The sequence below is a fragment of the Pseudomonas palmensis genome, from assembly GCF_017848315.1.
GTDB lineage: Bacteria > Pseudomonadota > Gammaproteobacteria > Pseudomonadales > Pseudomonadaceae > Aquipseudomonas > Aquipseudomonas palmensis.
The window spans coordinates 1-3,125 of record NZ_JAFKEC010000115.1; the positions used below are offsets into that span (position 1 = coordinate 1).

The 3,125-nt window shown below is 56.5% G+C and carries 2 protein-coding genes; one reads left to right on the plus strand and one right to left on the minus strand.

Annotation, left to right across the window (positions count from 1 at the left end):
• Positions 1–368: NADPH-dependent FMN reductase (locus tag JZZ72_RS27525; RefSeq protein ID WP_210015484.1), on the minus strand; the 368-nt coding region annotated here is incomplete at its 3' end.
• 180 nt (positions 369–548) lie between these two features.
• On the opposite strand from JZZ72_RS27525, the gene JZZ72_RS27530 reads away from it, so the two are divergent.
• Entirely contained in the window at positions 549–2,630 is a 2,082-nt protein-coding gene (locus JZZ72_RS27530; RefSeq protein WP_210015485.1) for a S9 family peptidase, read from the plus strand.
• The last annotated feature ends 495 nt before the right edge of the window (positions 2,631–3,125 follow it).

A 3,125-nucleotide genomic window follows, 5' to 3' on the forward strand; every position in this document is an offset into this window, starting at 1 on the left:
CCCCCCCCCGTAAACGCAGGCGAGGCAGTAAATGTCAGCACCCCGCGACCAGTGAGCACAGAATGACCATGGGGCCGCGAAAGCCAGTCGAGAGCATTCTTCAGTACTCCCGACATGCCGTGATTGTATTCTGGAGAGCCGATCACCAGACCATCGCTACGGGCCACTGCCTCACGCAAGGCCAGCACCTCCAGCGGCGCGCTCACACCATCGGCGTCCTCGTTGTACGGGGGAAGCGAACCCAGCTCGAACAGTTCCAGGCAAACAGCCTCCGGCAAGCACTCCGCCAACGTGCGCAGCACTGCGGTATGGGTCGATTGTGCCCGTAAACTACCTGACAGCCCCACTAGTTTGACTTTCATACTCATGAGGCTCGAGCCTCTATTCCCTGCATAAATACTGCTGCCTTGGCGACCTTGTTGGAAATGTTGCGCCAGGCATGGCGGGGGCATCGTTCACCGACAGAGGTGATCATGCAGGCTGCTGGTGATGGTAGGATCTACGCCTGCGGCTCTTCCATCGGCGAGCCATGAAGCCAGGAGTGCTCGATGACTCACGTCTGGATGACATCCAAGCTTGCCAGCTTGGCCATATGCGTAGGAGGGTTGATGTCAAGTTCTGACCAAGTGGCTTCAACAGAAGCCACAGAAAAACGCATGTTCCGAACCGAAGATATTGCCAGAGTAAAAGACCTCGGCGAGTTGGCCGTTTCTCCCAACGGGACAACCCTAATTTTCCGAGTAACAGAACTGAACCGTGATGGCGATCAGCGGGAGAGCGCGCTCTGGGAGATGAATCTGAAAGAACGACGTACTTCCCAACTTTTCCCTGATCAGCATGATGACAGCATGCCTGCCTGGTCGCCTGATGGTTCGAAGTTGGCGTTCCTGCGAGCCGATGAGCGCGCAGCGCAGCTTCATGTTCTGGATTTGAAACGAGGCATGCTCTGTTCACTGACCGATCTGGAGAACGGCGTTGACGACTATCGATGGTCTCCTGATGGTAAAAGTATTGCCCTCACATCAGCGGTAGCCATCGCGCAGGCGCCTGTGTCACCCCCTGGCGTCAGGATAATCACACGAGCCGATTTTCGATCTGAAGAAATGCGGAGCGGCACCGCCGCTCTGTCACAGATTTGGGTGGTGGCAGTCGGCTCTCCGTGCGGCATACAAGCCCCTAGGCAGCTGACGCACGCGTCTGTAGCAGCCAAGTTAGCATTCTGGGCTGTCGATAGCCTCTCTATCCTGTTCACTACGAACGATACGATGGAAGCTTATTACGGTGCAGGCACGACTACTTTGCGCAGTGTTGCCCTAGTTGATGGCCAGCAGAGCGTGGTCAGGCCCTTGAGGATGCCGGGAACCAGCGCAGACATGGAAATGGCTCCACAGCTCTACCTCAGCCCCAACGGTTCAAAGATCGCCTTTACGATGGGCAATCCAGAAGCCCCGGCGGACTTCGCTCAGGACGACGTATTCGTAATGGATATGGTTACTGGCGAAACTACCAACATGACCACTGGCTATGACCGTGAGGTGGGTGGTGATGGATTGATGTGGCTGGACGAGCGTCGGCTGATCAGTATCAACAACGACGCGGGTAACGCCAATTTGATCGAGCTGGATATCCTGGCTCAGACGGTTATCCCACTATGGAGTGGACGCCACGTAGTACAGAGTTTTCATCTAGCTCAGGAAAGCAAACGACTGATTGCTGTTGCCTCAAGCTTCGTAAACCCGCCAGAGCTCTATGAAGTTGTTGATGGCACCGGCATGCAGATCTCCGAGGTCAATCGGCACATTCGAAATGAGTTACTGCTCACTGCACCTGAAGAAATCACATACGAAGGCCCAGGCGGCGAAACGATTCATGGCTACCTGCATCAGCCACCGATGCTCGCCGCCTCGCATAGTTATCCCTTGATCGTATGGGCGCACGGCGGGCCATATAGCTGGTGGAGCAGCGCTTTTGACGGAGATATCCAGGCCATGGCGGCGGCTGGCTACTTCGTCCTGTACGTGAACCCGCGGGGCAGCATGTCATACGGCCAAGCTTTTGCCGGCAGCCTCGCCGGAAAGTGGCCGGGACTTGAGTATGATGACACGATGGCGGGAGTGGATTACGTGCTAGCCCGCGATGAGATCGATGCCGAAAAGATTGGCATCGCAGGTGGTTCGGCAGGCGCGATCTTGACGGATTGGGCCATAACCCACACGAACAGATTCGGCGCTGCCGTTTCGATCAGTAGCGTAGCGGATAATTCGCTCTATTGGTTCCTGGGCGATCAGCCTGACATGGCAGACAGCGATAAATATCCCTGGCTGGATGAAAGGGATAAGGCTCTGTCGCCGATAACTCATGGGCTCGACGTCTCGACGCCCACGCTTTTCATGAGTGGAACCAGAGACTATCGAACGCCTTCATCCGTAGGCAGCGAGTTGATGTTCAAGCTACTCAAGCACCTGAGAGTGCCCACTGCTCTGATTCAATTCGAGGGTGCCGGGCACGTTATTAGAGGGAGTGACGACGCACGCCACCGTGGTCTCAGCATTCACTACCTGCTGCGCTGGATGGATCTGCACCTGAAAGGAAGAGCAGCCCCGGAGTTTCAGGTACTTCCCAAAGGTTAGTGCGTCATCAGGGGCGTTAAGAATTTGATCTGTACAACGCGAGAGCTCGATCGGTGTAATGAATGGGCTAGACCTCTCCAGCACAAATGGGCGCAATCGGCGGCCTACGCCACGGTGAAGCTGAGTGACCTGCAGGGCGGCCGCAGGTTCTGAAATCGCGGCCGCACCCGCTGAGCATGCGCCTGGAGAAACTGTCCAAGTCCATCGGCATCAGCTCTGGGCTGTTCGAGTACGTCGACAACCCGCGCTTTTCCGTGATGCGGGTCGTCAAAAGCCTGAACCGCCGTCTTTGGCCGTGTAGACAACGGTCGAGGTAATGAGTAACACCGCACACCGGCTGGCCTGCCCCCGTGCCACCGGCTGGTTGCCACCGAGCAGTTCGTTCGGGGCTCAAGGCGCCTGAATTAATGGATCAAGCCAACTAGCACCTGAGCCAGGTTACTGCGAGGCCGTTCCACGTTCTGGCAAAGCATTACATTGGGAGACTTCCTACCC

Excerpts from the sequence above, each read along its gene's own strand:
- JZZ72_RS27530 (WP_210015485.1), top strand. The coding sequence starts at position 549 with ATGACTCACGTCTGGATGACATCCAAGCTTGCCAGCTTGGCCATATGC.